This window comes from Yinghuangia soli, from assembly GCF_021502675.1.
Taxonomy (GTDB): domain Bacteria; phylum Actinomycetota; class Actinomycetes; order Streptomycetales; family Streptomycetaceae; genus Yinghuangia; species Yinghuangia soli.
In genome coordinates this window covers 325,045-348,306 of the sequence record NZ_JAKFHA010000001.1, presented here as the reverse complement: position 1 = coordinate 348,306, position 23,262 = coordinate 325,045, and the positions used below count along the sequence as shown (strand labels likewise).

The following is a 23,262-nucleotide window of genomic DNA, read 5'->3' as shown; positions in this document are numbered from 1 at the left end:
TTCGCGCCGGGTGGGGACGCCCGGCGCCGGGCACCCCGCTGCGGGGTGCCCGGCGACGGAACGCGTCAGCCGCGCGAGCGCAGCAGCGGCAGGCGCCGCCACCAGGGACGCTTGGGCGCGGCGGGTGCAGCAGCGTCTGGAGCCGGAGCCGGTGCCGCGGAGGCAGCCGGGGCAGCCGGCGTGGCGGACGGAGCTGCCGCGCGCGAGGCCGCACTCGACGCCGCGGGCGTCGCCGCCGGGCGGCTCCCCGCAACAGCTCCCGCAACAGCTCCTGCAACAGCCCCTGCAGCCGCCCCCGGAACCTCCGCCTCAGCCGCCCGAGCCACCGGCTGCCGCGCCGGGAACTGCACCGGAAGCGCCGTGAGATGCCGCGAGTGCCACGACGACACCCACTCCAACTCCTTGTCCTCGACCGCGAGATGGATCCCCGGCAGAGCGGCGAGGAGCACGTCGACCGCGGTCTCGGTGATCGCGCGGCCGATGTCCTGCCCCGGGCACTCGTGCGGACCGCTGCTGAACGCCAGGTGCGAACGGTTGCCGTGCATCGGGACGTTCAGGTCGGGCCGCACCGCGGGGTCCACGTTGCCGGACGCCAGGCCCAGCAGCAGCATGTCGCCCGCCTTGATGGAATGCCCGCCCAACTCGGTGTCACCGGTGGCCCAGCGCCCCGGGCACACCATCGACGGGGGCTCGTCCCACAGCACCTGCTCCACGGCGTCCGGCAGCGTCATCCGCGCGCCGGCCAGCGAAGCCCGGAACCGGTGGTCGGTCAGCACCAGGCGCAGGGTGTTGCTGAGGCACACCGTCGTGTTCTCGTTGGCCGCGGCGAGCAGCAGGCGCAGGTGCTGCACGACCTCCTCGTCGCTCAGTTCCGCCGGGTGCGTCATCAGCCACGACGTGATGTCGCTGCCCGGCTGCTCGCGCTTGCGGGGGATCTGCGCCTGGAGGGTATCCACCACGAACTGGTTGCTTTCGTAAGCGGTTTCGGTGCCGCGAACCAGGTCCAGGGTGGCTTCGACGAGCCGCGGGCCGTGCTCCTCCGGCATGCCGAGGAGCTGCGTCATCACCAGCATCGGCAGCTGCTCGGCGAACTGCTCGATGAGGTCGGCCTCGCCGTCCGCCGCGAAGCCCGCGATCAGCTGCTCGGCGTACCGGGTGACGTGCCGGCGGATGCCCCGGCGGTCCAGGCGTCCCAGGCTGTCGGTGACCGCGGAGCGCAGCCGCTGGTGCTCGTCGCCGTCCAGGAATGCCGCCAGCGGCTGCCAGCCGATCATCGGCAACAGCGGCGAATCGGCCGCGACTTCACCGCGCTGGAAGGAGCCCCAGTGGCGCGAGTCGCGGGTGAACCGGTTGGGGGTGCGGACGACCTCCAGGTTCTCGCGGTAGCCGAGCACCAGCCACGCGGGCAGATCGCCGTCCACCAACACCGGTGCCACCGAGCCGTATTCCTCCCGCAGCCGCTCGTACAGGCCCATCGGGTCGGTGCGGTGCTCGGTGCCGGACAGGTGGACCGCACCGGCATGCGCCGGGCAGCCGGGAGGCGGCGTCGCCGCACCGGCATCGGGCACGCCGGCACCAGTGGGGGATGAGGTGGGCGAGGCGGTCATCGGGCCTCCGATCGGGCCAACGTCATGGCGTGCAGATAGCGGGTGAGTTCGAGCAGGACGTCGCGGCTGGACGCGCGGCTGCGGGCGTCGCAGTCCACCAGCGGCACCCAGTCCGGGAGATCGAGCGCCTGGCGGAGTTCGACGAGGTCGTGCAGGGGTGCGTCCGGGAAGGCGTTGAACGCCACGACGAACGGCACACCGCGCTCCTCCAGCCGCCCGATGATGTCGAAGCTGACCTCGAGCCGCCGGGTGTCCACCAGGACCACCGCGCCCAACGCGCCCTCGAACAGGCCCTGCCACAGGAACCAGAAGCGCTCCTGGCCCGGCGTGCCGAACAGGTACAGGACGAGCCGCTCGTTCAGGCTGATGCGGCCGAAGTCCATGGCCACGGTCGTCTCGGTCTTGTCCTCGACCCCGGTGAGGAGGTCGACGCCCTCGCCGGCCTGCGTCATGGTCTCTTCGGTGGTGAGCGGGCGGATCTCGCTGACCGCGCGCACCATCGTGGTCTTGCCGACGCCGAAGCCGCCCACGATCACGATCTTGACGGCGGCGGTGGCCGTCGCGGGCAGCAGGTCCTGCGGACTCGGGCCCGAAAGCGTCGCGGGCCCGTTCCGGCCGACCGCCGGGCCCGGCAGCCCTTCAGAGATTCCGGAGTCCATGCATCACCGCCTCGAGGAGTGCCGTGTCGGGCAGCGACGCGGCCGGAATCGGCGCGCGGGCCTCCACCCGTCCGGCGGCCAGAAGATCGGCCAGCAGCACCATCACGACACTGGCGGGCAGCGCCAGGTACGCGGATATCTCGGCCACCGACAACGGGAATTCGCACATCCGCAGGATCGCCGCGAGCTCCGGCTGCGTGACGTCCTCCGGGTTCGCCCGCGAGACGACGAGCGTGACCAGGTCGAGCGGTTCCGGCCCCGTCGTGCCGCTCCGCCCGCCGGTGATCACATATAAGCGCTCGGGTACGCCCTCGTCCCACTCGGGTCGCCTGGGTCCTGTCATGTGGCCCGCCCGGCCGGGGTCGCCCGCGGCGGCGCGCTCAGGTGCTCGCCGATCCGCATGACGAGGTCGCGCATCCGCTGGCCCATGAGGCCCGCGTCCACGCCCTCGTCGGCCAGCACCGCGAGGTAGGCGCCGGTACCCGCGGCCATCAGGTAGAACATCCCGCCGCTGATCTCGATGACGACCAGGCGCATCCGCCCGTCGCCGTGCGGGAATTCCGTGGCGATCGCGGACGACAGGCTCTGCAGCCCGGCGCACGCCGCGGCTATGCGGTCCGCGGTGTCCACGTCGCAGCCGTGCTGGGCGATGCACAGGCCGTCGGACGACAGCACCACGACGTGCCGGGTCTGCGGGACGCTGTCCGCCAGATCCTTCAGGATCCAGTCGAGATCCGCTCGCTTCTGCATCACCGATCACCCTCGTCCGACGATTCGTCAACTCTCGAGTCCGCGGTCGGCGTGCCGGACACCGCGCTCTGGAACGCCGCAAGCCACAGCCCGGGTTCGGTCGCCGGCCCGGAGTCTCCGGCGCCTGCCGTACCCGCCGCGTCCGCGGCCTCCGGGGCCGGGCGCTGCGCCGGGGTGCCGTACGGCGGGGTCGCGGGCGTACGGCGGCTGCGCTGCGGCAGGCCGTTCGCGGTCCGCTGGACGGGCCTGCCCCGGCCTGCGTCCGACGGCCCGCCCACCGTCCCGGCAGGCGCCGCACCCGACTTGCCGGAATCTGCGGCCGCTGCGGATGCCGCTGCGGACGCCGACGCGGATGCCGATCCGGCCCGAGCAGTGCTGCGTCCCGACCTGACGGACGCTCCGACCGGCTGCGGCGTACGGGAGTTCGGCAGCGCGGGCAGCCCCGGCGCGGCACCGGACACCACGGACACCGGGGCCGTCGTGATCAGTTCCTTCGGGATGACGAGGACGGCGCGGACGCCGCCGTACGCCGACGGCCGCAGCGACACCTTGAACCCGTGCGCCTGCGACAGCCGGCCGACCACCGCGAGACCGAGCCGCGGCGACTCGCCGAGGTCCGCCAGGTCCAGCCCGGCCGAAGCCTCCTCGAGCAGCCGCTCGACGCGCCGTCGGGCTTCCTCCGCCAAGCCGATGCCGCCGTCCTCGATCTCCACCGCGACGCCGGACTGCACTTCGCTCGCGGTGACCCGCACCTTCGTCTTCGGCGGCGAGTAGCGCGTGGCGTTGTCCAGAAGCTCCGCGAGCGCGTGGATCAGCGGCTCCACCGAAGCGCCCAGCACAGCCACTTCGGTGACCGCCAGGATCTCCACCCGCGGATAGTCGGTGATCCGCGACACCGCACCGCGCAGCACGCTGTACAGCGCGACGTTGTTCTGCCACTGGCGCCCCGGTCGGGCGCCGCCCAGGACGGCGATGCTGTCGGCCAGCCGGCCGATGAGCGCCGTCCCGTGGTCGATCTTCAGCAGGTCGCCGAACACGTCGGGCCGGTTGCCGTGCCGGTCCTCCATCTCGCGCAGGTCGGTGGCCTGCTGGTGGACGATCGCCTGCACGCGCCGCGCGATGTTGACGAACGCCCGCTGCGCGGAGTCGCGGAGCCCTTCCTCCGCCTCGACCGCCTCGGCGACCGACCGCAGCACCGAACGCTGCGCCGCCGCGAACTCGGGCGACACGCCCGGCCCCACGTCGACGCCCTGCAGCACCTCTTCGACGCCGTCACCGTGCTGCAGCCGGTAGATGGCCTTCGGCAGCAGCTCACCGGTCAACCGGTGCAGCTCCGCCTCCTGGGCCGCCAGCCGGGCAACCAGCGCCGCCTCCTGCTGCCGGTGCGCCTCTTTCGCCGCGGCGATCTGCCGGCCCCGGCGTACGGCTTCCACTGCCACCACGGCAATTGCGATCGTCGCCACTCCGAGGCCTATCCCCAGAGGTAAACGAACGTCTTTGCCGACCAGAGCGACAGCAGTCGCGGAACAAATGACCGACACGGCCACCGGGATCAACCAGATCGCACCGGCGGGCGTGGGACGTTGGGGTTCGGGTGGTGACCCGACATGGACCATGGACATCCTCGGAATCGCGCGGAGGGACGGGGACCCGTGCCGGGCGAAGCCCCGCCGGCACGGCCGCGGTCCGCCGCCTTACCGCCGCACCGCCCCGGCGCGTGCGGCAACAGGAGCACCAGCGCGCACCGTTGTCGCTTGCCGTCGGCGTTCGGTAATCGGCACCGAGGCCACCCCGTCTCAACGGTCAGTGGCGGCACCGCGATTGCCGACCACTGGCCGTGATCGCCGCATCTCGCAGGGCCCTCCGGAGCATAGTCGCTTCAGATTGCCGGGCAGTGCGACGCTCGCACGCGAGCTCCGCATACCGCATTCGGACCCGGCCGATACCCGCCTTGTCCGCCTATGCGCGCGCTCTGCAAGCCCTTTGCCCCGGCGCGCACGCCGGCGCGTCCCGCATAACCGAGGCAATTCCCCTCCCGATTCCCGCGCGCAAACCCCTCCGGGAAACCCCAATTCCGACACTCCACCCACCGATTCGCAGCCAGGTGACATCGATCACAACACGCGATGTGACAGTCGGCGCGTCAGGCGGAGGAGCAGCTCGACGGATTTCGGCGCGGAACCTCCGGCATGCTGCTTCTGCGAGGTTCTGTACGTCGCCGATCGTCGGTGTGTCGGAGGCCGGTCAGGGGAGCGCCGGTGAGCCTTTGGTGGTGGTTTGCGGGGTGGCGGCGTTCTTGTAGAGGGCCTCCAAGTGGTGGCCGTGCCGGGTGACGACGATGCGGCGCTTGAGCTTGAGGGAGGGGGTCAGCTCGCCGGTCTCCGGTGACCATTCGCGGGCCAGGAGGTGGTACTTCTTGACCTGTTCGGCGCGGCTGAGGGTGGCGTTCGCCGCCGCGACGGCAGCAGCGACCTCGGTGGCGAGGTCGGGGTGGCCGGCCAACTCGGGGATGGTGCCGGTGAGCCCGCGGGCGGTGGCCCAGGCGGTGGCGGCTTCGGGGTCGAGGACGAGCAGCGCGACGATGTAGGGGTGGCCTTCGCCGTACGCCAGGGCCTGGCCGATGAGCGGGTGCGCCTTGAGGGCGTTCTCGACCAGGGCGGGGGAGATGTTCTTGCCCTGGGAGGTGATGATGAGTTCCTTCTTGCGGTCGGTCAGCCACAGGAAGCCGTCGTCGTCGAGCCTGCCGACGTCGCCGGTGGCGAACCAGCCGTCGGCGTCGACCACCGGCTCGACGGTGCCGTCGGCCCGGAGATAGCCGGGGGTCAGGAAGTCGCTGCGGACGAGGATTTCGCCGTCCGCGGCCAGTTTCAGTTCGACGCCGTCGGTGGCCTTGCCGACCGAGCCGGCGCGGAAGGCGTCCGGCGTATTGGTGGTGGCCACGCCCATGGTTTCGGTCAGGCCCCAGGCGTCCATGATGCGGATGCCGAAGCCGGCCCAGAAGTCGAGGACAGTGGGCGGCATCGGGGCGGAGGCACTGGCGGCGCGCTCGACACGGTCCAGCCCTGCCGAGGCGAGGATCGGCCGGAGCGTCCGGTCGAGGGCGGCCTGGCAGTCGGCGGACGCGGCTGCCGAGGGGCGCGTGCCCTGGTCCAGCGCGTGGTGGTGGTGCCGGACGGTGTCCTGTGCGTCGGCGATGGCGGTACGGAGCTCGGAAGGGAGGCGCTCGACGGCCGCCTGGACGGCCGCGGCGGTCTTCTCCCAGATGCGGGGTACCCCGAAGAACTGGACAGGGTGCACGTCGCGGACCACCGGGCCGAGCATCGCGGCGTCCGGGCACAGATAGACGTGTGCGGCGCGGAAGACCGGGAGGTAGATCCCGAGCATGCGTTCGGCGATGTGCGCGAACGGCAGGTAGCAGACGTGCTCGACGTGGTCGGGAAGGTCGGTCGCGCCGTCCAGGGCGAGGGCGTTGGCGACGACGGCGTGGTGGCTGACCGCGACGCCCTTGGGCTCGCCGGTGGTTCCGGACGTGTAGACGACGGTCAGCAGTTCTGCCGGGTCCGCGGTCCGCCAGGCGGACTCGACCGCCGCCAGGTCGCGGTCGGTGCGCTCCGGGTCGGGCAGCCGGGGGTGCGACGTAGTGCCGGGACGGGCCAGGAGGAGCCGGCTCAGCCGGGATTCGGTGTCCGCCAGGGCCGGTTGCCAGCGTTCGGCCTCGGCGGGACCGTCGAGGATCGCGGTCTCGGCACCGCTGTGCCGGCTGATGTGGCGGATCTGGTCGGCGGCGGCGGTGTTGTAGACGCTGATCGGCACGGCTCCGAGATGCACCAAGGCCAAGTCCGTGAGCCAGTGTTCGGGGCTGTTGGGCATCATCAGCAGGACCTTGTCACCGCGTCCGATGCCGAGGGCGGCGAGTGCCGCCGCCAGGTTCAGGACGCGCCGCCGGGCCTCGCCCCAGGTGAGGGTGGTCCAGGCGGTGGACGCCGCATCGGCATGGGGATCGGCAGCCGCACCCGCACCGGGACCGGCAGCGGCTGCGGCGAGCGCGGCGGAGTGCCAGGACAGGGCGGGCAGGTCCGCGTGGTCCTCGGCGTTGCGGTGAAGCAGCGTGGGCAGCGTGAGCCGGCCCGGCTCGGCGGGGAGCCGCAGGATCCTGGTCAACTGGGGCCTCGTCTCGAACGGGATGCGGGAGGGAGGGGCGCCGGAAGTCCCGGACAGGCCCGATGGGTGGGCGTGCGGGGATGGGAGGAAGAGCGGGGCTACAGCCCCAAGTCGCGGCCGACGATCTCCTTCATGATCTCCGTGGTGCCGCCGTAGATCGTGGAGATGCGCGAGTCCAGGTAGTCGTGCGCGATCCGGTATTCGAGCATGTAGCCGTAAGAGCCGTGCAGTTGCAGGCAGCGGCCGACGATGTCGACGTACTGCTCGGTGGCCCAGAACTTCGCCGCCGCCGCGTCTGCGGCACTCAGCTCCCCGCGTGACTGACGGACGATCAGGTCGTCGATGTACGCACGTCCCACCCGCGCGGTGGTGACCATCTCGGCAAGCTGGAAGCGGGTGTTCTGGAAGGAGCCGATCGCCTGCCCGAAGGCCTTGCGCTCCTTGACGTACACCAGAGTGCGTTCGAGCACGCCTTCCGCGGCCGCCAGCGCGTTCGCCGCTATCGAGATGCGCTCCTGCGGCAGGTTCTGCATCAGCATCTTGAACCCCGTGCCTTCGTCGCCGAGCAGGTTCGCGGCGGGCACCCGGAGCTCGGAGAAGAACAGTTCGCTGGTGTCCTGCGCATGCAGGCCGATCTTCTCCAGGTTCCGCCCGCGTGCGAATCCGGGCCGGTCGGCCTCGACGACGATGAGGCTGATGCCGCCGTGCCGGTCCGGGCCGGTCCGGACCGCGGTGACCACGAGGTCGGCGTTCTGGCCGTTGGAGATGAACACCTTGCTGCCGTCGACCACGTACTCGTCTCCGTCGCGCACCGCGGTGGTGCTGATCCCGGCGAGGTCGCTGCCGGTGCCCGGTTCGGTCATCGCCACCGCGACGATGAGCTCCCCCGCCGCGATGCCGGGCAGCCAGCGGGCCTTCTGCTCGGCGTTCGTCAGGTCGGTGAAGTAGGGGACGACGATGTCGTTGGACAGCGACACCCCGGCCAGCCCGTCCGACACCGGGTGCCGGGAGAACTCCTCGCCGATCACCGCGTTGAAGCGGAAGTCGGACACCCCGCCGCCGCCGTACTCCTCGGGGATGTTGAAGCCGAGGATCCCCGCCTTGGCGGCTTCCCTGAACAGCCGGCGGTCGACCTTGCCCTCGGCACGCCACCGGTCGGCGTGCGGTGCGGCGTACTTCTCGACGAAGGCCCGGACCGTCTCGCGCAGGAGCCTGTGCTCCTCGCCGTATAGCGCGCGTCGGAAGGAGACCACACCGGTCATCAGGAACTCCGATCCGGGCCTGGGGTATTGCTGGGCAAGGCGGAGGTGCGGAGGTGCGCCGGAGCCCGGGCCCGGGCCGTCGAGCGAGGCCTGGGCACCGCGGCGACAGGATCCGGAAACTCGGCCGCAACGAACCCTTCACGGCACCGAATCGCGCCGCTATGTTAATCAGAAATCACATCGCCAGACAACCTTGTCGCTCTCCTTTCAAGTCAGCATCACGCCTCTCATCAAGGTGAGTTCTGGCCTACCCGGAAGCCGGTAAGTAGATGGAGAATCTCAATAGAAGGCAGGCTCTGACGCTCGGTGCCGCCCTGGGTCTGACCACCCTCGCCGCCACTCCGCAAGCGTGGGCATGGTCCTCGTCCGGCTCGCTCGCCGGGACCGACACGGTCGCCGACCCCTTCCAGGTCTGGGACCCGGTGGCCGACGAGGTCGCCGCACGGGTCCTGGCCGACGGCGCCGCCGCCTCGGTCAACGCGGCCTGGGGCTCGTGGCGCGACAACCGCGACCCGTTGCCGAGCGGCATGCCCGGCTACGTGACGGCCTACCTGCAGCAGGTGAACCGCCTGCCCTCCTGGGCCGACCCCGCCCTGCTCGCCCAGTCGGAGAAGCTCTACACCCGGCTGAGCAGCTACCTGTTCGTCTCCGAGAGCCTGGGCAGTGGCATCCTCAGCACCGTGATCCCGCGCGAGGCCCGGGCGGTCTACTGGTCCGAGGGCGGCGCCGACATGAAGGCGCGCGCGGCCAAGACCTTCACCTTCGGCTACGACCTGCACAGCGCGCGGGCCTGGCAACCCACCGGCCACTTCATCGTCACCGCCAACAAGACGCGTCTCGTGCACGCGGCCGTCCGCAACCTGCTGCCGACGTCCGCGAAGTTCATGGCGACCGCAGACCAGCCGAAGCCGATCAGCAACGGCGACATCCTGCGCACGTTCCACTCCGTGGCCACGTACACGCAGAACAACCTCAAGAAGTGGCATGTCCACCTTTCGCCCGCCGAGGCGGCCGCCGACCTGCACGCCTGGCAGGTAGCGCTGTCTCTGCTCGGCGTCCGGGACGAGTTCATCCCGGCCAGCTGGTCGGACGCCCGAGCGCAGGCCGACCAGATGCTGTGGCCGGTCCTGGCCGGCACGTTCGAGGGCAACGAACTGTGCAAGACACTGCTCGGGTACGTGCAGGACCCGGTGGCGGGCCTGGACACCGGATTCGTCAGCGAGCTGGTCCGGTACCTGATCGGCGACACCTACGCCAACTGGCTCAACATCCCGCGCGACTTCCTCGCGCGCGCAATCATCAGGACCGATTGGCCGCTGTACGTCGCCTTCCGCGAGGCCACGTCCTGGTTTATGCCGAACACCTACTACCTGTTCGACCAGGCCATCCGGGCCATCGCCATGCTCTACCTGAACAACGGTACTTCGGCGACGTACACACCGATCACGTTCCCGGCCGCGAACCGTCCCGGCGCCTGAGCGGGACATGCCCCGCGCGATGCCCCGCGGTACGACCAGGTCCGGCCGCGGGGCATCTCGACTATCCCGCCGTCAGGCTCCCCGCGTCCCCGCGTGCCTGGGTGCCCGCGTGCTTGACGTGATCTACACGCCCAAGGCCCCCACGACCAACGCCGTGACCGCGTCCCGGTTCTCCGGGGTGTCCTGCCAGCGCAGCAGCCGGCCGGCCTCGACCACGGCGCCGAAGCCCGCGTGCACCAGGATCCTGGCCTGGCGCGCGTCCAACTCCGGTCGTACCGAGCGGAGTTGTTGCTCCCAGACGGCGATGTGCTCGCGCTGCGCCAGGATCACCGGGCGCTGCAGCTCGTCGGGCAGGCCGCGGACCTCGGCCTCGGCGACGCTGGTCAGCGCGGTGTGCCGGAAGCTGTAGGCGACGTACGTCGCGGCCAGCGTGGTCAGCGCGGTACGCGGTGCGGCGACCCCGTCGAGGTTGTGGTTCACCGCCTGGGAGAGCAGCTCGGCGGCCTGGAGGCAGGCCGCCACGAGGATGTCGACCTTGCCCGGGTAATACCGGTAGAGCGCGGACGGGGCCACCCCGGCCGCCTCGCCGATCTGCCCGTTGGTGACGTTGGCGAACCCGTCCCGGGCGAACAGCGGGACCGCCGCCGCCAGGATCACCGCCCGCCGGGTGCGCGGGACGGGCCGGGCCGGAAGCTCGACGCGCGGTGCGCGGCCGACGGCTGCCCCGGGGTCGGTCCGGGCCGCGTTCACCGCGGCGCCCAGGAGCAGGTCCTCCAGACGGCGCTGGGCCACCGTGGTGTGATGCATCGTCACCGAGCCGATCGCGCCCAGCGCGGCCACCGCCCGCAACCGCTCGCCGGGCAACGGCCCGCCGGGCAGTTCGCCATCGTCGCCCGGCAGTCCGTCCTCGCGCCGCACCGCCTCCGCCACGCGGCCGACCACATGCTCGAACTTGGCCCGCAGGCAAAGCCGGTCGTCGCGCGCCAAGTACCGCGCCTCCCACCGGTACACGCCACCGGACGCCCGGCGCGCCACGGTGACCCGCGTCACCGGCGCGAGGGCGTCCGAGAGGCCGGCGTCGGCCGGCACCGCGTCGAGGGCCGCGACGAGACCGTCCACCAGGCCGTTGGCGCACTCGGCGAACAACGTGTACTTGCCGGGGAAGTGGCGGTAGAGCCCGGCCGCGGTGATGCCGACGGCGGCCGCGATCTCCTCCATGGACGCCGCGTGGTACCCGCGTTCGCTGAACACTCGGCCGGCCGCGTCGACGATGAGCTGCCGGCGGTTGCGCGGCCGGGGTTGAGGACGGGCGGCCGCGGTCGGTTCAGCGGTCACCGGCGGACCTGGGCATGCACGTTCACGTTCACACGCATGGACACGGACGGAACCATGATGCAAGTGAATCACAAGGGGTCCGCCGCGTCGGCCGGCCTGGTGCCCGGTGCCCCGGTCAGACCCGCCTGCCGCCCAGCCGGTCCGCCAGCCGCGCCGCATTCATGTACGCGATCGCCTCGATCGAGATCATCGGGTTCACCCCGGACGCGGTAGGGAAGCACGATGCGTCGGCGACGACGATATTCGGGATCTCCCATGTTGCGCCGTCGGGGTCGGTGGCGCTGCTGCCTCGGGAGCCGCCCATCCGCGCGCTGCCCATGATGTGCAGTGCGGCGATCGCGCAGCGTCCGGGCCGGTAGCCCGCCGTGTGGCAGGCCGTGATGAACTCCTCGAACGTGCCCTGCCCTTCCGGCTCGTACGAGGGCCCGGACTGGTGCGCCGAGAAGATCCGGCGCGCCCCGGCGGCCGCCAGGATCCGGGTCGCGCCCTCGATCCCGGCGCGCATGTGCGCGGCGTCGCGGTCGGAGAGCCGGTAGCGCGGTACGGGTTCGCCGTCGCGGGCCACTTTCACCTCTCCGTGGTCGCGGTCGCGGGTGATGATGCCGATCCCGGCGGTGCGCCGCAGATCTTTGAGCGCGGCTATATGAGCGCTGCCGCCGCGCCAGTTCATGAAGCCCTGCAGCGCGGCCGGATTGCCCGGACCGGTCTCGTAGACGACCCCGTACCCCCGCCCGTCCAGATCGCTGTCCTGCAGCGAGTAGCGGGTCTGCAAACCGCCTTCCCAGGGGCGTACGTCTTCGTCGAACACGCCCCAGACGGCTGTCGCGGGGTGCAGCCGCAGGTACCGGCCGACGGCCGGGTCGGTGAGGCCGGAGCGGCGCAGGAGCGCGGGAGTCTGGATGGCGCCCGCCGCGACCACGACGGCCCGGGCTCGCACGGTGACCGTGTGGCCGGCCGCGGTGGTCCCGACGACGCCGACCGCCCGGCCCAACTCGACGTCGATCCTGCGGACGTCGGTGTCCACGATGAGCCGTGCGCCGGCCGCCTCGGCATCCGCCAGCCAAGTCTTGGTCGCCGACTGCTTGGCGCCGAGGCGGCAGCCGTACCCGCACCGACCGCAGTCGGTGGCCATGTCGCAGCCCACGACGTTGCGGGGCATCGCGTCGACGTGCCAACCCAGCGCGCGCAGGCCGCGTTCCATGACCGTGTCCCGGGCGGACGGGCGGCTGTGGTCGCCATTCACCGACAACCGGTCCATGACCGCCTTCGTGGCCCGGGTGAACTCGTCGTCCGCGAACTGTGCCGCGCCGAGGGCCGCCCATTCGGCGCGGACCGGGTCCGGGGTGGGGAAGGAGGTCGTCCAGTTGACCACGGTGCCGCCGCCCAGGCACGAGCCGGCGACCAGCGCGACCTGGCCTTCGGTGGTGGTCGCAGGGCCGGACGCGTACAGCCGGGTCAGGCCGGACAGCTCCCCGCCGTCGAAGTCGGCATCGTCGTAATAGCCGCCGCGCTCCAGCACCACCACGCTCAGGCCGGCCTCGGCCAGGACGGCGGCGGCCGTCCCGCCGCCTGCGCCGGAGCCGACCACGGCCACGTCGCAGTCGAGTGCGGTGTCGGTGGCCGGCGACAGCGGGGCGAGCCTCGGGCGGGGCGCGGCGGCGGGCAGCGGCCCCAGCGGGCCGGGGTAGCCGATGGCCGCCCATACGGGCGACGTCCCGGTCGGGCCCGGGGCGAGCAGGTAGGCGGACGCGGCCAGCCCGCGCAGGGCCTGGAACAGTACGCGCTTGCGCTCCGAGGAGGACGCACCCATCCGCAGCAGGACGGCTTCGCGGTCCGCCGGGGAGAGCCGGGAGAACCGCCGGCCGCCCGTGCCGAGCAGGAGACCGGCAGCCCGCGAATCCCAGCCGGACAGCAGCTGAGCCATGCGCTTGCGGTCGGCGCCGCGCGGCAGGGCGCCGGCCATCGCGGCGGCGATGTCGACGGCGCCGAGTGCGGAGGCCGCGGGGATGCCGGCGCCGTCGCCAGGGGCGAAGGTGTCGCATATGGCGGTGAGGGCTGCCCGTTGGCGGTGGTCGAGGTCCATGGGGGGTCCTTGTCTGGTGGGGCGCGCGGCGGCGACTCAGTCCCCGAAGTACGCGCGTTGGATCCGGGCCCGGTCCTGCCGGAGTTCCGCGGCCGGCCCGGTCAGCACGATGCGGCCGTGGTGCATGACCGCCGCCTCGTCGGCGACCGAGAGCGCCTGGTCGATGTGCTGCTCGACGAGCACGATCGCCGTGCCGTCCTCGTCGGCGACGCGGCGCAGCTCCGGGAGGATCCGCTGCACGGCGACCGGGGAGAGCCCCATGCTCATTTCGTCGACCAGGAGCACCCGCGGCCGGAGCAGGAGTGTCCGGGCGATGGCCAGCAACTGCTGTTCCCCGCCGGACAGCAGGCCGCAGCGCCGGTTCAGGAGTCCGCGCAGTTGGGGGAAGCGGTCGAGCGCCGGGCCGTAGCCATCCTTCGATCTGGCCAGCCGGAGGTTCTCGGCGACCGTGAGGCGGTGGAACACGCCGCGGTTGTCGGGGATCAGGCACAGCCCGGCGCGGGTGGCGTGCTCGACGCGGCCGGCGATCGGCGTACCGAGCACCGTCACCGACCCGCCGAGCACGGGCAGCAGACCGGCGGCCGCACGAAGCGTAGTGGTCTTGCCCGCACCGTTGGGCCCGAGCAGGGCCAGGATCGAACCGGCGGGCACCTGCAGGTCGATGTCGCGGACTGCGGGCACCCCGCGGTAGCCGGCGCTGAGGCCGCGGATGGCCAGGGCGTCGTCCGTCCTGTCTGCCGCCGGCGCGTCAGGCGCCTGGGAGGCGTCGGGTGTTTCCGCCGTCGGCGAGGTCGCGTTCACGGGGTCACCGGACTTCCCAAGTAGGCGGCGACGACCTGCTCGTCGCGGCTGACGTCGTACGGTGTGCCGGCCGCGATGATCCGCCCGAAGTCCATGACGTACAGCCGGTCGCAGACCTCGAGGACCAGCGCCATGTCGTGGTCGATGAGCAGGACGCCTGGGCCCGCGACCGCGATCCGGCGCAGCTCCCGCCCGAACTCGGCGCTCTCCTCGGTGTCCAGCCCCGCGGCCGGCTCGTCCAGCAGCAGGACCCGTGCCGAGCCGACCAGGGCGCGGGCCACACCGACCAATTTCTGTTGTCCCAAAGAGAGTTCCTCCGGGCGGCGGTCGGCCGAGGCGGCCAGGCCGACCAGGTCCAGCGCTTGGTCGATCGCCGGGTCGATCGCCGGGTCCGCCCGCGTCCGGCGTCCTCTTCGCCGCCTTCCGACCAGGTCGTCGAACACGCCGCGCAGTCCGGCGCGTTCCACCACGACCGCGAGGTTCTCGGCCACGGTCAGGTCGGTGAACAGCTCTCCGGACTGCCAGGTCCGGGCCAGCCCCAGGCGCCGGCGGCGGTGCGCCGGCACGGAGTCGAGCCGGACGCCGCCGAGTTCGATGGTGCCCGTGTGCGACGCGAAACCGGTGACGGCGTCCACGAACGTCGTCTTCCCGGCGCCGTTCGGCCCGATGAGGCCCACGATCTCGCCCGCTCCGACGTCGATGCAGACGTCGTCGTTGGCGAGGACGCCTCCGTAGCGCACCGACAGGCCGCGGGTGGCGAGCAACGGGCTCGGCGCGGGGCCCGGCGCCGAAGCAAGTGCAGGACGCGACGGAGCTGTCGGTACGGATGCCGGGGCAGGATCGCGCCCGGCCGGGTCAGCCGGCATGTGCGGACTCCGGTTCGTGGACGGCGTCGGCGGGCGGCCCCGCCGGTGCGGTCGGGGCGTGGCGCCGGGCGATCGAAGGGAACGGGGCGAGGAGACGGCGTACCCGGGCTGCCCCTTGGGGCATGAGCGCGCGGTCGGGCCTGAAGACGACTACCCGTAGCAGCATCACCGCGGCCACGATGAGCGTGTAGTACTTGCCCAGTTCGAGGGTCTGCGTGCAGAACAGGTACAGCACCCCCAACGGGCCGGCGAGTCCTGCGACGACCGCGCCCGAGATCCGCGTGATGCCTCCTGCGTACGTCGCCGCCAGGACGGTCAGCCCCACGAGCACGGTGAACGACGCGGTGGAGAGCTGGCCGCGGCTGTAGCCGATCAGGCATCCGCCGACCCCGGCAAGGAATGACGCGAGCGCGAACCCCAGAAGTTTGACGGCCGGGACGTTCACTCCCGCCGCCGCGGCGGCGCGCTCGTTCGACCGTACGGCCAGGAACGCCCGGCCGGTGGCACCGGAGAGCAGCCGGGCCAGCGCGATCAGCAGCACGGCCACCATCACGAGGACCATGAACGAGAACCGGAGGGTGATGACGTCGGTGCCCTGGCGTACTGCCAGGGAGTGGCCGAGCATCGACGGATCGCGGATCAGATTGCCGGTATAGGGCGTCAGGGACGGGTTGTTGAAGACGAAGCTCTCGATCGCGAGCGCGGCGGCGATGGTGGCGACGGCGAGCTGCGCGCCTCTGATACGCAGCGCAGGTACCCCGACCACGATGCCAAGTGCCGTGGCCACCAGCGCCGACAGGAGGATCGAGAGCGGGAACGGGACGTGGGCGTTCGTGGTGAGCTTCGACAGCGCGAAGCCGGCGGCTCCGGCGAACGCCATTGTCGTCAGCGAGATTTGGCCCAGATACCCGGTCAGCAGCACGACCGATGCCGCGACGAGCGTCAGGACGATCGACATGACCAGGCTGAACCGCCACTGCCCGGAGGTGAGCACGATGGCGATGCCCGTCGCCGCGAGGGGTGCCGCGGCCGACAGCGGGCGCAGCTGCGGCACGGCCACCGGCGGCAGTGCTCCGGCTTCGCGGGCCCCGCGCTCCGGAATGCCGCGGCCGAGCAGGAAGAGCGCCACCACGACCACGACGAACGGGATCGCGTCGCCCACTCCGGCCGAGGCCCAGGACGGCCACCACGGCTTGGTGGACAGGAACAGCAGGATCTGCTGGAGCGCCCCGAGTACGAGCCCGGCGGCGCAGGCGACGCCGATCGACGACAGGCGCCCGACCAGGGCCACCGCCAGCGCCGGCACGACGTACAGCATGTAGCTCACCGGGTCCAGACCGCCGATGGCCGGCGCCGCGAGGACCACGGTCAGCCCGGAGAGGAAACCGGTCGCGCCCCAGACGACGGCGGCCAGCCGGTCGGGGGAGTAGCCCATCAGGCGCAGGGCCTGCTCGTCCTCGGCCCCGGCTTTGGTGGCGATGCCGGTCCGAGTGAACCGGAAGTATGCGGCCAGCCCGGCCGCAGCGGCGACCGCGAGCCCGGCCAGGAGCAGATTCCCGACCGCGATCGTCGCCCCGCCGAAGGTGAACGTCTGCGCGGTCAGGACCGGGAGCGGCACCAGCCCACCGGGGTCGACCCCCATGGTGTCCCGGTCGAAGCGCAGCGTGACGAGAGCCTGGATGAACAGCATCACGCCGACGGAGGCCACCACCTGCCCCAGCGCCGGGGCCCGGCGCAGGGGGCGGAACACCAGCAGATGGGCCGCGAGACTCCACACCAGCCCGCTGGTCGCGCCGACGAGCACGGCCGGCCACGCGCTCATCGGCCCGTCGCCCAGCGCGACGCTGCCCAGCGGAAGCACCAAGGTGCCGTTCGCGCGCAGGGCGGCGGTCTGCCACACCGCCCACAACGCGACCGAACCCTGCGCGAAGTTGACGACTCCGGTGGCGATATGGAGGCTTACCAGCGACGCGCCGAGGACTGCGTAGACGGCTCCGGTGGAGAAGCCGATCACGGCGAATTGCAGAAGGTCGTTCATCGGGCGGCTTCCCTCCCTCTCCGCCGCCCTGGTCCCCGGCGGTGGTCACTGCCCGGGGCCAGGGGCGACGCAGGGCCGGCGCAGGACCGGCCCGGCAGATGCCTCAACTCGCGCCCGGGATCTGCGCGAGGATCTCCGCGGCCGGGGTGATCCAGTCGCGTGTGACGGGTTGCAGCGTCAGGTCGCCGCCCACCTCGAAGAGCAGCATCTGCGTGGTGCAGTTCGGTGAAGTCGGCTTGCCGCAGCTGATGTTCGGCCCCAGGAAGCTCGGGAAGTCGCGCAGGCTCTGCAGCGTCGCCAGCACGGTCGCGCCGGTGAGGTTGTCCAGCGATTGCGCGGTGGCCAGGCCCTTGGCGAAGTTCACCACGGTGGCGAACTGGGCGTACGAATAGAAGTCGGCCGAGGACCCCTTCTCCGTCAGGTACTTCGTCGCGAGCTTGAGCTGCTCGACCGCCGCCGGCGGCGCGTTCTTCTCCGAACCGGGCATCCACACCGACGAATACAGCACCGAGCCGGGCGCCGATGCAGGGTCCGACTTGATGAACGACGTGCACGCGGCGACCAGCACCTGCCCGCGGTAGCCCACCGAGCGCAGGTTCTTCACCAGCTGGGTGCAGATCGACTCGCTCGGCGAGGCGATCAGCCCCGCCACGTCCGGCTTCGTGGACGCGATCGTGGACGCGACCGCACTGAAGTTCGGATTCGTCGGCGAGAAGTACAGCCCCGTGGCCTTGATGCCCAACAGGCCTGCCAGCGGTGCGACTTGGGTGTCCATGGTCTTGTGCGAGGTGGGCAGGTCCTGCAGCGTCAGCGTCGCGGACGTCTTGCCCTCGGCCTTGAAGCCCTGCAGTGCCCCGACGATGAACGACGCCTGAGGCGCGGCGAAGTACACCCGTCCGTCACTCGAACTTCCCGTCGTCTGGTCGAACGCGATGTTGCCCACCAGCGGCGTCTTGGCCGCCAGCAGGCTCCCGATCCCGGCGCTCGAGCTGTAGTTGAACCCGTCGAACGCGGCGACGACCTTGTCCTGCACGAACTTGTTGGCGCACGCGATGGTGCTCTCCGGCGTGCCGTCGATCGAACAGCTGACGACCTCCAGCGGATGTCCGCCGATCCCGCCCAGTTCGCCGTTGATGTACTTCACGGCGGCATCCGTGGCCGGCTTGACCCCGGGCAGCGCCAGTGCCCCGGCGTCCGGATTGAACAGCCCGACCTTGATCGGCGTCCCGGGGAGCGTCGACGGGGTGCTTGCATCGGCCGAATCCCCGTCGCCCCCACAGGCGGTCGCCAGGAGAACCAGGGCCAGCCCGGCCCCTCCCGCCGCGAGCCGCGACCGTACCGGTCTCCCACGTGTACCCAGCCTCATGGATGCCTCACTTGTCGGAGTCGATCACCCGGAGTACGCGCGTCGCGTGAGCCGCGTCACGCGGGGCAGAAGCTACCGAAAAACTGAGGTTGACGTCAACCTCTACTATTGATCGGATGGCAGCCCAGGTCAGAGGGGGTCCGACGCCCCCGCTGATAACATCGCTGTCCGCCGCGATCGCCGAAGAGAGGTGCGCCAGTGCCCAAGCCCGTCGCCGGATCCGAGGCAGAGGGCGGCGTGCGCACCCGCACCGACCGCCGCCGCGAGACCACCCCGCAGCGGCTCCGCGAAGCGGCCCGCGTGGTCTTCGAACGCGATGGATTCCGCAATGCCCGGCTCTCCGACATCAGCGAAGAAGCCAAGGTCGCATCGGGAACGCTCTACAACTACTACCGTTCCAAACACGACCTGCTGCACGAACTCATGAAGGTCGTCTCCGCCGAGCTCACCGCCATCGCCGCGGACCACGTCAGCGCCCAGCAGGACCCCGTCCGCCGCATCGAGGAAGTCAACCGGATCTACATTGAGGCGTTCCGCCGCAACGCCCGCGTCCTGCACGCCGTTTACCAGGTCCGCGACGAAGACGAACGCCTCAAGGCCCAATGGGACGAAGTGGCCGACCACTTCCAGAGCCGCGTCACCCGCGCCATCGCCCTCTGGCAGGAAGCCGGCCTCGTCTATACCGACCTCGACCCCCGCCACACGGCCCACGCCCTGACCCTGATGGTCGAACGCGTGGTCATGGCCTGGACCTACGAAGGCGTCGAATACGACGCCGAGACCCTCATCGACACCCTCAACAAAATCTGGCTCCGATCCCTGGGCCTCTCCGCTCGCCCCAAGCCGAGCCCCGGTCCGGGCCATTCCTGAAACCAACTACCTTTTCATCAAAGGGCGTTACTCAACTCGCGGCTTCCCGGCCCCACCCCGCCGCTCCCCATGCGCCGCCGTCCCCGACGGCCCCCACACGCGCCGACACCGGCCGACTGCTGGGCAGTCGGCCGGTGTCGGCGGTCGAAGTCGGTCTCGAAGCAGCCGCAGGGGCCGCCCTTCGAGGAGGCGCGGTGCGCGGTGGGGCCGCCTCGCGACGACGCGGCCCCACCAGGTTCCTGCCGGGCGTCAGGCGACGCCGAAGGCCTGCTGGAGGCGGGGGATGTAGTCGATGAAGTCCTGGTTCCAGCAGTTGGGGTGGTGGCTGCCGCCGCAGGAGGCCCAGGGGGTGCCGGCGCCGTTGCCGTAGTTGACGTAGTAGTAGGGCACGCCCGCGGCGTCGAGGGCGTTCCGGAAGTGGTCGTTCGCGCCCGGGAGCCACCACTCGAGGAACATGTTCGCGTCGTTGACCGGCGGGGTTGCGCCACCGCCGCCGTTGCCGACGTAGAAGGAGACGCCGACGCCGCGCAGGTTGGCGGCCTTGGTGCCCGGGCTGTTCTCGTTCCACAGGACGTCGGAGTAGGGGTAGACGACCGAGAACGGGTACGGGGTGCCGTACAGGTCGTCGCTGCCGACCTGCGGGGAGAAGCCGGTCAGCGAGGCGACGACCGCGGTACGCAGCTGCGCCGACATGCGGGAGAGGTCGAGGTCGCCGGAGAACGAGGCGACCTGCGCGAACAGATCGGGGTGGCGCTCGGCGTAGCGGACGGCGCCGTAGCCGCCCATCGAGATCCCGGCGACGGCGCGGTTCGGCTTGTCGGCCTTGGTGCGCAGGTTCGCGTCGATGAACGGGATGACCTGGTTGATGTGGAAGTTCTCCCACCGCTGCGGGCCTGCCGCGGAGTTCTGCTTGAGCCAGTTGCTGTACCAGCCGCGGCTGCCGCCGTCCGGCATGACGAAGATCATCCCGGAAGAGCTGTCGACCTTGTCGTAGCCGTTGAAGTACGTGGCCGGATCAGCCTGTTCGCTGGAGCCGTTGAGCAGGTACAGCACCGGGTACCGCTTGGCAGGGTTGCTGTAGTAGTCCGACGGCAGCACGATCCGGATGTGGTGCCCGCCGTCGTTCAGGGCCGTGCCCTGCACCTCGGGGGTGGAGACGGTGATGGAGAAGTCGTACGCGGTCTGCGCGATATAGGGGTTCGGCGCCGTCGGCATCTGCGTCAGCCCGAAGCCGTTCGCCAGGACCGGGGGAGTGGTCGGCGGGGTGTCGGCAGTGGCGCTGGGCATGGCGACGAGGGCGCCGGTGAGGGTGCCTATCGCCAGCGCGATGGCCGTGGCGGACCTGGCGAGGGTGCGTTTCACTGGTGGAACTCCTCAAGTCGGCCGCCCGGATTGCTCCGGGCAGGCCAGGACGGGGGCCCATGAGGGTGGGCCCGGACTCGGGGAGGGGTGTTGCCGCAGGGCACGGGTACGGCTCGGCGCGGCACGGAGAAGCAGCCTCCCGGCACGGGGCCGAGCGGCTTCCGACCGTCGCAGAAGAATCCCCCTCTTCTTGTATGACCGACCGGTCGGTCATAGGCTCGGGCGCCCGGCGCGAGAAGTCAAGCGAAGTCCCTTGCGGGGCTTGCGGAGCGGCCCGGGACGTCGTTCGATACGGGGCATTCACTGCGGGGGCATTCGACACGGGGGATTCAGCACGGGGGCAGGAGAGGAGCCCGTATGGCACGGCCGGCCGGTCCGGGACGCGAGGCGCTGCTGCGCGCGGGATTCCGCGTCGCCGGGGAGCGCGGTTTGGCGGGGATGTCGGTCAACGCCGTGGTCGAGGCGGCCGGCATGGCCAAAGGCGCGTTCTACCAGCACTTCGCCGACCGGCGCGCGTTCGTCGTCGCGCTGCACCGCATCTACCACGACGAGTTGACGCGGCTGGTGCTGGCCGCGGTGGACGGGCTCGAGCCGGGCGCGGCGCGCTTGAGCGCCGGTATGCACGCCTACTTGGACGCGTGCGCGGCGACCGAGGGAACCCGGGGGATGCTGATCCAGGCCCGTACGGAATTGGACCTGCTCGACGAAACCCGTTTGCGCAACGACCTGATCGTGGAGTTGTGCATCCCTGATGTCGCCGCGGCCGGCTGGCCCGATCCCGAGCCGATCACCCGCATGATGATCGCGATGATCGGCGACGTGTGCCTGCACGAGATGTTCGACGGACGGCGCCACGACCGTTTGCGCGCCGCGGTGTTGGAGCTTGTCGTCAAGGACTCGTGAGGGTGGAGGCGGCAGCGGCTTCTGCCGTGCATGCGGCGCCGATTCGGTCCTGAGCCCCTATTACGGCGTGGCTCCCGATTGTCCGGAGCCGGAGCCCGAGCCGGAGCCGGGGCCGGGCCCGGGGCCCGAGCTGGAGCCAGAGCCGGTGCCAGTTCCCGGACTCGGGCTTGGACTGCTGCCCGGCCCGGGGCTTGGGATTGCGCCCGAGGCGGCGGCCGGGGCCGGGACGGGTGGGGGTGGCGCGGCAGGGGAGGGGAGGGCCTCGGGCGGTGGGCGGAGGATGACGTGGTCGGTGAGGGCCACGCCTGCTGCGAGGTCGAAGGGTTCCGCGGCGGGGAGGCCCATGATGCGGGACAGTTCGGGGGCGTGGACGCGGATGGATGCTTCGAGGAGCTGGGCGTACAGGTCCGTGGCGGCGCGGGTGCGGCGCCAGCCGGCGGTGATGAGGACGGCGCCGACCAGGGCGGCCGGCCACCACCAGATGGTGAGGAGCAGATAGAGGACGCCCCATGCGGACAGCGCAGTTGCGCGGGCGATGGCTTGGCGGGCCGTCGAGGTCTCGGTGCGGACGGTGTCCGGGGCGGTCAGCCAGATGTACGGCCACACGGCGGTCAGGTTCAAGCCGTGTTCGCGGTCGAGCCGGACCGAGACCGCGTTGATGCGGTCGCCTGACCACGTGGGCCGCGCGGGGAGTTCCTGCGAGGTACGCGTGAGCCGGTCGTACGCTGCGTCCCGCGCGGCGCGGTCGGCCCGCCGCCCGGCCCGGAGTTCGGCCACGGCGTCGGCGCGCGCCTGGCGGTAGTCCGCGACGTGCGTCGTCCACTTGGCCTTGCGGGCGGTGACGCGACGCTGCGCAAAGCCGTGGAACGGCCGCGGCCACTGCGTCCAGTCCTGCGCGAGCGCGACGCGTTCGACGAATGAACCGGCCGCCTGGGCGATCGCGCCGACCGCGGCAGCGGCGAGCAGGAAGGCCATGAGAAGCACAAGCTGCCCGCCGGCCGTGTGTGCCGCGGGGCGCTCCGCCCACGCGGTCACCTCGCGGGAGAGCATCGGCGCGTCGAGCGCGTGGCTGTGCCCCAGGGTGTGCGCGGCCGTGGCGACCGCCAGGTACAGCGCGCCCGGAAGGACGAGCAGCGACATCCACTTTTCGGCAAGCTGCTTGCCGAGCTCGGAGACCAGGCTGCCCATCACTACAGACGCTCGCGGCGCAGTTCCGTATTACCGGTCGCGCAGTGCGGCACGGCCTCCCCTGGCTGCGGCCACCACACGCGGGAGCAGGCGCCAGTCGGGCACAGGTACACGGTCTCGTCAGGCCGTGCCCCACCGGAGCGGGCGATGGTGAAGTCGCGGGTGGCTGCGTTGATCCCGACGGGATCGCCCGCAGCGCGCAGCGCGTTGTGCAGTTCGGCGATCGCGGCGTCGACCCGGGCCGGGTCCCCGCCGCAGCCAAGGGCGTCGAGAGCCTGGTCGAGGGGCGCGGCGCTGTGCTGCGGGCCGTCGAGCAGAATCGCGCGGAAGCCCTTCGCGTACTTCGCGATGTACACCGCGGCAGCGATCCGCTGCGCGGCCGTACCGTCGTCGTGCTGGATGTCCACGTTGCCCCCTCGCCGCCGACCCGTACGCACCCAATTCTCGCGCATCCCCCGCCCCCGAACCGCTGGTTGTCCACACCCCGCACCGCCCGTCAACCACGCCGCGCAGACCGCCCACCCGCCCCCGAA

The 23,262-nt window shown here is 71.5% G+C and carries 19 protein-coding genes; 3 read left to right on the top strand and 16 right to left on the bottom strand.

The window, feature by feature from the left end:
• Positions 1–65: 65 nt before the first annotated feature.
• The 7 genes from LZ495_RS01465 to LZ495_RS01435 form a co-directional block, all read right to left on the bottom strand.
• Positions 66–1,607: a cytochrome P450 gene (locus LZ495_RS01465; RefSeq protein WP_235049931.1), complete on the bottom strand. Its 1,542-nt coding sequence runs from the start codon at positions 1,605–1,607 to the stop codon at positions 66–68.
• Complete coding sequence (locus LZ495_RS01460; RefSeq protein WP_235049929.1) at positions 1,604–2,266, bottom strand: GTP-binding protein; 663 nt, start codon at positions 2,264–2,266, stop codon at positions 1,604–1,606. Before LZ495_RS01460 ends, LZ495_RS01465 begins: the two co-directional genes overlap by 4 nt.
• Positions 2,247–2,609 carry a DUF742 domain-containing protein gene (locus tag LZ495_RS01455; RefSeq protein ID WP_235049925.1) on the bottom strand — a complete coding sequence of 121 codons (363 nt, stop codon included), beginning with the start codon at positions 2,607–2,609 and terminating at the stop codon, positions 2,247–2,249. The genes LZ495_RS01460 and LZ495_RS01455 overlap by 20 nt, the downstream gene beginning before the upstream one ends.
• Positions 2,606–3,016: a roadblock/LC7 domain-containing protein gene (locus LZ495_RS01450; protein WP_268822174.1), complete on the bottom strand. Its 411-nt coding sequence runs from the start codon at positions 3,014–3,016 to the stop codon at positions 2,606–2,608. Before LZ495_RS01450 ends, LZ495_RS01455 begins: the two co-directional genes overlap by 4 nt.
• Complete coding sequence (locus LZ495_RS01445) at positions 3,016–4,479, bottom strand: sensor histidine kinase (RefSeq protein WP_308267492.1); 1,464 nt, start codon at positions 4,477–4,479, stop codon at positions 3,016–3,018. The genes LZ495_RS01450 and LZ495_RS01445 overlap by 1 nt, the downstream gene beginning before the upstream one ends.
• 781 nt (positions 4,480–5,260) lie before the next feature.
• On the bottom strand, positions 5,261–7,177 hold the full coding sequence (locus LZ495_RS01440) for an AMP-dependent synthetase/ligase (protein WP_235049920.1): 1,917 nt from the start codon (positions 7,175–7,177) through the stop codon (positions 5,261–5,263).
• Positions 7,178–7,275: 98 nt separating this feature from the next.
• The gene (locus LZ495_RS01435) at positions 7,276–8,439 is read right to left on the bottom strand and encodes an acyl-CoA dehydrogenase family protein (RefSeq protein ID WP_235049915.1); all 1,164 of its coding nucleotides are present in this window, start codon (positions 8,437–8,439) and stop codon (positions 7,276–7,278) included.
• 269 nt (positions 8,440–8,708) lie between these two features.
• On the opposite strand from LZ495_RS01435, the gene LZ495_RS01430 reads away from it, so the two are divergent.
• Complete coding sequence (locus LZ495_RS01430; protein WP_235049913.1) at positions 8,709–9,917, top strand: oxygenase MpaB family protein; 1,209 nt, start codon at positions 8,709–8,711, stop codon at positions 9,915–9,917.
• Between the two features lie 123 nt (positions 9,918–10,040).
• Here the strand turns inward: LZ495_RS01430 and LZ495_RS01425 are convergent, their stop codons facing one another.
• The 6 genes from LZ495_RS01425 to LZ495_RS01400 all read right to left on the bottom strand — a co-directional run bounded on the left by LZ495_RS01425 (position 10,041) and on the right by LZ495_RS01400 (position 18,406).
• Entirely contained in the window at positions 10,041–11,252 is a 1,212-nt protein-coding gene (locus LZ495_RS01425; protein ID WP_235049910.1) for a TetR/AcrR family transcriptional regulator, read from the bottom strand.
• Positions 11,253–11,367: 115 nt separating this feature from the next.
• Positions 11,368–13,335 (bottom strand): GMC family oxidoreductase N-terminal domain-containing protein, encoded by a 1,968-nt coding sequence (locus LZ495_RS01420; protein WP_235049908.1) that lies wholly within the window; start codon positions 13,333–13,335, stop codon positions 11,368–11,370.
• A gap of 36 nt (positions 13,336–13,371) precedes the next feature.
• Entirely contained in the window at positions 13,372–14,136 is a 765-nt protein-coding gene (locus LZ495_RS01415) for an ABC transporter ATP-binding protein (protein WP_235049906.1), read from the bottom strand.
• Positions 14,133–14,900, bottom strand: a complete 768-nt coding sequence (locus LZ495_RS01410; RefSeq protein ID WP_235049904.1) for an ABC transporter ATP-binding protein — start codon at positions 14,898–14,900, stop codon at positions 14,133–14,135. The genes LZ495_RS01415 and LZ495_RS01410 overlap by 4 nt, the downstream gene beginning before the upstream one ends.
• A gap of 91 nt (positions 14,901–14,991) precedes the next feature.
• On the bottom strand, positions 14,992–17,040 hold the full coding sequence (locus LZ495_RS01405; RefSeq protein ID WP_235049903.1) for an ABC transporter permease: 2,049 nt from the start codon (positions 17,038–17,040) through the stop codon (positions 14,992–14,994).
• Positions 17,041–17,143: 103 nt separating this feature from the next.
• Positions 17,144–18,406, bottom strand: coding sequence for an ABC transporter substrate-binding protein (locus tag LZ495_RS01400; protein WP_235049902.1), 1,263 nt, complete (start codon positions 18,404–18,406; stop codon positions 17,144–17,146).
• A gap of 198 nt (positions 18,407–18,604) precedes the next feature.
• On the opposite strand from LZ495_RS01400, the gene LZ495_RS01395 reads away from it, so the two are divergent.
• Positions 18,605–19,276 carry a TetR/AcrR family transcriptional regulator gene (locus tag LZ495_RS01395; protein ID WP_235049901.1) on the top strand — a complete coding sequence of 224 codons (672 nt, stop codon included), beginning with the start codon at positions 18,605–18,607 and terminating at the stop codon, positions 19,274–19,276.
• A gap of 249 nt (positions 19,277–19,525) precedes the next feature.
• Here LZ495_RS01395 and LZ495_RS01390 read toward each other — a convergent pair whose 3' ends face one another.
• Positions 19,526–20,638 (bottom strand): alpha/beta hydrolase, encoded by a 1,113-nt coding sequence (locus LZ495_RS01390; protein WP_235049900.1) that lies wholly within the window; start codon positions 20,636–20,638, stop codon positions 19,526–19,528.
• Positions 20,639–20,995: 357 nt separating this feature from the next.
• Between LZ495_RS01390 and LZ495_RS01385 the strand changes: the two genes are divergently transcribed.
• Entirely contained in the window at positions 20,996–21,541 is a 546-nt protein-coding gene (locus tag LZ495_RS01385; protein ID WP_235049899.1) for a TetR/AcrR family transcriptional regulator, read from the top strand.
• A 60-nt stretch (positions 21,542–21,601) separates the two neighbouring features.
• Here LZ495_RS01385 and LZ495_RS43720 read toward each other — a convergent pair whose 3' ends face one another.
• Together LZ495_RS43720 and LZ495_RS01375 are read right to left on the bottom strand one after the other, a co-directional pair.
• The gene (locus LZ495_RS43720; protein WP_268822173.1) at positions 21,602–22,729 is read right to left on the bottom strand and encodes a hypothetical protein; all 1,128 of its coding nucleotides are present in this window, start codon (positions 22,727–22,729) and stop codon (positions 21,602–21,604) included.
• 2 nt (positions 22,730–22,731) lie between these two features.
• Positions 22,732–23,136: a hypothetical protein gene (locus tag LZ495_RS01375; protein WP_235049898.1), complete on the bottom strand. Its 405-nt coding sequence runs from the start codon at positions 23,134–23,136 to the stop codon at positions 22,732–22,734.
• Between the last annotated feature and the right edge of the window lie 126 nt (positions 23,137–23,262).

Coding starts and splice junctions, on each gene's coding strand:
- LZ495_RS01405 (WP_235049903.1), bottom strand. CDS start 17,040: ATGAACGACCTTCTGCAATTCGCCGTGATCGGCTTCTCCACCGGAGCC.
- LZ495_RS01385 (WP_235049899.1), top strand. CDS start 20,996: ATGGCACGGCCGGCCGGTCCGGGACGCGAGGCGCTGCTGCGCGCGGGA.
- LZ495_RS01420 (WP_235049908.1), bottom strand. CDS start 13,335: ATGGACCTCGACCACCGCCAACGGGCAGCCCTCACCGCCATATGCGAC.
- LZ495_RS01465 (WP_235049931.1), bottom strand. CDS start 1,607: ATGACCGCCTCGCCCACCTCATCCCCCACTGGTGCCGGCGTGCCCGAT.
- LZ495_RS01430 (WP_235049913.1), top strand. CDS start 8,709: ATGGAGAATCTCAATAGAAGGCAGGCTCTGACGCTCGGTGCCGCCCTG.
- LZ495_RS43720 (WP_268822173.1), bottom strand. CDS start 22,729: ATGGGCAGCCTGGTCTCCGAGCTCGGCAAGCAGCTTGCCGAAAAGTGG.
- LZ495_RS01400 (WP_235049902.1), bottom strand. CDS start 18,406: ATGAGGCTGGGTACACGTGGGAGACCGGTACGGTCGCGGCTCGCGGCG.
- LZ495_RS01460 (WP_235049929.1), bottom strand. CDS start 2,266: ATGGACTCCGGAATCTCTGAAGGGCTGCCGGGCCCGGCGGTCGGCCGG.
- LZ495_RS01450 (WP_268822174.1), bottom strand. CDS start 3,016: ATGCAGAAGCGAGCGGATCTCGACTGGATCCTGAAGGATCTGGCGGAC.
- LZ495_RS01455 (WP_235049925.1), bottom strand. CDS start 2,609: ATGACAGGACCCAGGCGACCCGAGTGGGACGAGGGCGTACCCGAGCGC.
- LZ495_RS01435 (WP_235049915.1), bottom strand. CDS start 8,439: ATGACCGGTGTGGTCTCCTTCCGACGCGCGCTATACGGCGAGGAGCAC.